6 protein-coding genes are annotated in these 5,286 nt (G+C 42.4%); 2 read left to right on the top strand and 4 right to left on the bottom strand.

Translation table 11 applies throughout. The features are described 5' to 3' along the window. Nucleotides 1–42: 42 nt before the first annotated feature. The 4 genes from AC3LHT_RS07710 to fabZ all read right to left on the bottom strand — a co-directional run bounded on the left by AC3LHT_RS07710 (nt 43) and on the right by fabZ (nt 3,543). Complete coding sequence (locus AC3LHT_RS07710) at nt 43–1,002, bottom strand: ABC transporter ATP-binding protein (protein WP_290666932.1); 960 nt, start codon at nt 1,000–1,002, stop codon at nt 43–45. Between the two features lie 12 nt (nt 1,003–1,014). Beyond that, on the bottom strand, nt 1,015–1,785 hold the full coding sequence (locus AC3LHT_RS07705) for an ABC transporter permease (protein WP_488662477.1): 771 nt from the start codon (nt 1,783–1,785) through the stop codon (nt 1,015–1,017). A gap of 256 nt (nt 1,786–2,041) precedes the next feature. Then, nucleotides 2,042–3,073 carry an NAD(P)H-dependent flavin oxidoreductase gene (locus tag AC3LHT_RS07700; RefSeq protein WP_488662476.1) on the bottom strand — a complete coding sequence of 344 codons (1,032 nt, stop codon included), beginning with the start codon at nt 3,071–3,073 and terminating at the stop codon, nt 2,042–2,044. 53 nt (nt 3,074–3,126) lie between these two features. Next, the gene (gene fabZ, locus AC3LHT_RS07695) at nt 3,127–3,543 is read right to left on the bottom strand and encodes a 3-hydroxyacyl-ACP dehydratase FabZ (RefSeq protein ID WP_290666926.1); all 417 of its coding nucleotides are present in this window, start codon (nt 3,541–3,543) and stop codon (nt 3,127–3,129) included. Nucleotides 3,544–3,657: 114 nt separating this feature from the next. On the opposite strand from fabZ, the gene AC3LHT_RS07690 reads away from it, so the two are divergent. Next, a complete protein-coding gene (locus tag AC3LHT_RS07690) occupies nt 3,658–4,695 on the top strand; it encodes a 3-oxoacyl-ACP synthase III family protein (protein WP_488662475.1) in 1,038 nt (345 codons plus the stop codon). Next, nucleotides 4,629–5,286 (top strand): nitronate monooxygenase (locus AC3LHT_RS07685; protein ID WP_488662474.1); only part of this gene is annotated, 658 nt, incomplete at its 3' end. The genes AC3LHT_RS07690 and AC3LHT_RS07685, both read left to right, overlap by 67 nt.

Here is a 5,286-nt window from a genome sequence, read left to right as displayed (position 1 = left end):
CAGCAGTTAAGCCAAGTTCGAAAACAACTTCTAATGCCTTGCTCATGTTTCCACTTCTTCAGATACATACTTCATAAATATCTTTTCAAAATTCACCGTATCCTGTTCAATTGATTTTATTTCTGTACCGGCAGTTTTTAGAGTGTCCATGAGGTCAAAGAGTTTTTTGGGGTTTTCAAGATCGATGCTGAACTCTAAAAGTCCGTCTTCTCTTTTAGTTATCACTGCACCAGAATCTTCAAGGTAAGAAGCAACATTCTGCCCATTAGCAGATATTTTCAGAACATATCTCCGCGCCTTAAACATTTCCATGAGCTTTTCCTTTCTTTCACATACCACAATTTTACCTTTGTTCATAATGGCAACCCTATCTGCAATCGCTTCAACAAGATTCATATCATGGGTCGATAAAAGAATCGTTTTTCCTTCCTTCTCAACCAAATTTCTAAGAATATGACGAAGCTCAATGGAAGAAGCCACATCAAGTCCTAAAGTGGGTTCATCCAACATAAGGATATCTGCTCCGGTTGCGAGGCAAACAGCTACGGCGGTTTTTTGCTGCATACCTCTTGAAAGTTGTTGCACAAGGTCATTGGCTTTTTCCTTGAGCCCGAATTTGTCAAGGATTTCCAGCGCTTCCTTTTTTGTCAGTTTCTTTCCACGTATGCCGGAGAAGTAGCGCATGTTTTCCACCGGGGTCATTCGCCAGTAAATATTTCTGTTCCCCTCCAAAACAGCGCTTATGTGTTTGAGAGCGCTTCCTCGCTCTTTCAAGATATTTTTGCCCATTATTTCCAGCGTACCCGAATCGGGTAAAAGCAATCCACAAACGCTTTTTATCGTGGTTGTTTTACCCGCTCCATTTGGTCCGAGAAGCGCGAAAATCTCCCCTTGCTGTATCTCAAAAGAAATATCATCGACTGCTATGAACTTTTCTCTGGTTTTTCTTCTACGATAGGTTTTAATGAGATGCTGTACTTTCAAAATAGCTTCATTCTTCATGCTATCACCCCATCAATACTGGCTCAAGGAGCCGAGTCTCATTGCTTTTTTTTCAAATGCTCTGAAAACAAGGATTCCAAGAGAGAGATATAGGAACGATGCGAGCCAAAGGTATGCGTGTTCAATAAGCGGGTATTCCATCAAGCTTACTTTGTCCAGAGCCATCATGCGCATCATATAGGCAGCTTGAGACATAGGGATGAAACGCATCAACACGTTTTTCGGATCCACCATGGTAAATGCGAGCGAGCCAAAGGTAGCGATCTCAATGAACGACGAAACCCGCTTGAAGATCAATGCTATGCCTCCTATTATCATTCCAACACCTGTGGCGCTCATGACGCCAATCAAAAGAAGGTAAACAAGTGTGATAGGATCGAAAGTCAGGTTTCTTCCGGTAGTGAAGGCTGCAAAGTACATCAACGGCATAGTGGCAAGCAAAACATTAAAGACGAAGTCACTGATAATCCTTGAAATCATTTGAAATTCAAAAGATATTGGAGACATGAAAACCTGTTCCAATGTTCCCCTTTGAGCTTCTTCGATGATGCCCCGACTTACCCCTTGAAAGGAAAAAATAAAAGCAAGCCACATGAAATAGCCCACAATAATACCATCAAGTGTTTCGCCAAACTGCGGCGTACCACCACCAACCGCTTTAACGCCAAAGAATATTAGGTAAAAAAAGACCAGGATCGTTATTATGCTTGTGATGGAATTAAAATAATAGCGCTTGAATTCTATCAGATTTTTCCAAAAATTCGCCCAAAAAGCTCTCAACATTTCCTATCACCACCTCAATATTTCTTATCTTCATATTAAATATTATCATATTATAATGAAGAATGTCAATCTATAAATCCAATTACCTAAAATAATCAAAAATTATATTTAAAAATCGTATTTCAATTATTGGACTTTTTGCCATTAAGTACATAAAAAACAGCAGGAATTTCTATCCCTGCTGTCTTTCATATTTGAAGCCATAAGCAAACAAGGCGGAGATGTTTAATTATTTACCGCCTAAGCCAAAATCCAGCTATTGCATATCTTCAAAAAGCTTCTTAATAACTTCTTTTACGCTTGAAATGCTATTGACCTTGTATCCTTCAGCGCCAATGAAGGCAAATCCATTTTCAAAATCCCCTTTTGAAGCGTTCAACAGCGCTTCCGCTATACAATATGGGGCTTCCCTGAAATTACAAGTCTTTATGCAGTGGTACATGCACTTGAATGGCTTTTTTACACCTCTTTCCACATCTTCGAGAAATTTGTTCCGCACAGCCCTACCGGGTAACCCAACCGGACTTTTGATAATGATTATGTCTTCCTTCTTTGCATTAACAATCGTTTTCTTGAATTTTATATCCGCATCGCATTCTTTTGTGGCGATAAAGGGCGTTCCCACCTGCACTCCGGAAGCTCCAAGTGAAAAGACTCTTTTTACATCTTTCGAATCACATATTCCCCCAGCTGCTATCACCGGGACTTCTTTTCCGTACTCTTTTTTGATTTTTTCAGTGAACTCTCGCACCTGTGGTATGGTTCTTTCCAGGGAGAATTCTGGTTCAGTGAGCTGTTCTGGCTTGTAACCAAGATGGCCTCCGGCCTTAGGCCCTTCAACCACAAAAGCATCAGGAATATAGCCATGCCTTTTGAACCACCTTTTGAAAATGAGCTGTGCGGTTCTCAACGATGATACTATAGGGATCAATTTTGTTCTGGAATCTTCACTGAGGTAAGAGGGCAAATCAAGTGGTAAACCCGCACCGGAAATTATGACATCGATCTTTTCTTTGATAGCTGTTACAACCATATCCTCGTAATTTGTCAAAGCAACCATTATATTAACACCGAGGATTCCTTTGGTTTTTTCCCTTGCACTTCTTATGACTTTTTTAAGACCCTCTATGTTTTCTTGCCTAAAATTCTTTCCTTTGCCTCCCATTACCATTCCGATACCAGCTGTGCCTATAACACCTATTCCGCCTTCGTTGGCAACCGCTGAAGCGAGATTGTCCAGAGATACACCAACAGCCATTCCTCCCTGAATGAGAGGTATTTCAGGCATCAAACCTCCAATGTTCAGTTTGATAAATTTCAACCCCTTTCAAAGCAACAATTCTATGCTTCCTTGAAACCGAGCATTAGTGTCGCTGTGCACACTTTCTTATTCTCTACTTTAGCTACACCCTCTGCAAAAATAACGCCCCGGCGCTCCTGAAGAATCTTTACTTCGTAGTTCAATCTATCCCCCGGCTTTACCTCGCCCCTGAACCTCGCCTTTTCAATGCCGAGAAAAAGCGGAACCCCTTTCTTCCCATTTAGCAACAGTACTCCGGCAGTTTGTGCAAGGCCCTCTACTATGAGGACGCCAGGGTAAATGGGATAATCAGGGAAATGCCCCTGAAAAACGGGATCTTCCGGGTTTATATCCCTGAAAGCTTTTATGTTATCCTCCCCTTCTTCAACAACTCCATCCACCAGCAAGAAAGGAGGGCGATGTGGAATAATGCTTTTCACATATTCTATGTCTTTCACCTTATCACCTCCAACACTTTATATGAAAAAAGATACCATGACCATGTTCAATAAACATTGTGCGATTTTTGTACATCCACACACAAAAGCGTCCGGTTTTTGAACGAATTTGATATGAAAATCACATGGCACAGAGTTGCTAATATTATATTCGGAAAGGAGGGGATTATTCTGAGAGTAATCGGTACAGGCTCATACTTACCGAAAAAAATTGTGAAAAATGCTGAACTGGAAGATAAATTGGGCCTTGAAAAAGGCTGGATTGAGCAGCGTACAGGTATAAAAGAACGCCATTTTGCTATCAACGAAACACCTTTGGATCTTGCATTGAAAGCCGCTGAAGAAGCGTTGAAGGATTACGATAAAAGTCCTCAAATTGTGGTAGCCCATTCATCGACCATTGAACAGGGATTCCCTTCAATGGCATCAATGGTATCAAAGGAATTGGGACTGAATCCTGTTCTGGCATATGATGTTGTTTCTGGCTGCACAGGCTTTCTGCACACGCTTATATCCTCGGTTTCCGTTATGAAAAACCTGAAACTCGACAGTATGCTCATAATAGCCGCAGAAGTTTTGAGCAGCCATATAGACTTCACTGACAGGGATACTGCAATACTCTTCGGTGACGGCGCTGGGGCGTTACTCGTTGAAAGGGTTCCATCAGATGAAGTTATACTCGCATCGGATTTTGGAACTGATGTAAAAAAGGCAGGGGATCTCATCATAGACAACTTAACGGGAAATGTGATCAAAATGAACGGAAGGGAGATTTTCCGCTTCGCTGTAAGAACACTGGGAAAATCCATCCTGAAAGTTTTAAAAGCTGGCAATATCTCTATCGAAGAATTGGACTATTTCATTCCTCATCAGTCAAATGCCAGGATTCTCGCTTCTGTAAACAGAGAGCTGAAGATTCCCGAAGAGAAAATAATCTCCTATATTGATTCATATGGCAATACTGCTTCCGCTTCCATTCCGATAGCCATAGATAAAGCAGCAAAAGAAGGTGTTTTAAAAGACGGAAATAAAGTATTGCTTTCAGGTTATGGCGCAGGATTGAGCTGGAGCACCCTATTAATTGAATGGCGAACAGGAGAGGAGGAGGCAAGTTGTATCTTGGAAAGCGTGTTTCAGGGTTACTCGGAATAAGATATCCTGTTCTCCAGGGGGGAATGGCCTGGGTAGCCACCGCTGAACTCGCTTCAGCGGTATCGAATGCCGGTGGGCTTGGAATCATCGCAGCGGGTAATCTCACCCCTTCTGAATTGAAAGCTGAAATAGCCAAAACAAAAGCATTGACAGAAAACCCCTTTGGGGTTAATCTAATGCTCCTATCGCCTTATATAGAGGAGCAGGTGAAAATCGTTTGCGAAGAACGGATTCCTGTTGTCACCACCGGAGCGGGAAATCCCGGAAAATACATGGACAAGCTCAAAAAAGCAGGAACAAAGGTAATTCCAGTGGTAGCTTCACCCGGACTTGCTAAAAGAGTAGAAAAGCTCGGTGCTGATGCGGTAATCGCTGAGGGAATGGAAGCCGGGGGACACATCGGTAAGCTAACCACCATGGTTCTCGTCCCTCAAACGGTTGATGCCGTTTCCATCCCGGTTATAGCCGCAGGTGGCATTGCAGATGCCCGGGGTGTAGCAGCAGCTTTTTCACTTGGAGCTGAGGGGATTCAAATCGGAACGCTCTTTGCCTGTTCCCGCGAAAGCATTGCTCACGAGAACTTCAAGAAAA

It is taken from the genome of Kosmotoga sp. (assembly GCF_982836095.1).
The sequence above is the reverse complement of the archived record's forward strand: the minus strand, read 5'-3'. Positions and strand labels throughout refer to the sequence as shown.

Coding starts and splice junctions, on each gene's coding strand:
- AC3LHT_RS07710 (WP_290666932.1), bottom strand. CDS start 1,002: ATGAAGAATGAAGCTATTTTGAAAGTACAGCATCTCATTAAAACCTAT.
- AC3LHT_RS07705 (WP_488662477.1), bottom strand. CDS start 1,785: ATGTTGAGAGCTTTTTGGGCGAATTTTTGGAAAAATCTGATAGAATTC.
- AC3LHT_RS07700 (WP_488662476.1), bottom strand. CDS start 3,073: ATGCCTGAAATACCTCTCATTCAGGGAGGAATGGCTGTTGGTGTATCT.
- AC3LHT_RS07690 (WP_488662475.1), top strand. CDS start 3,658: ATGAAAATCACATGGCACAGAGTTGCTAATATTATATTCGGAAAGGAG.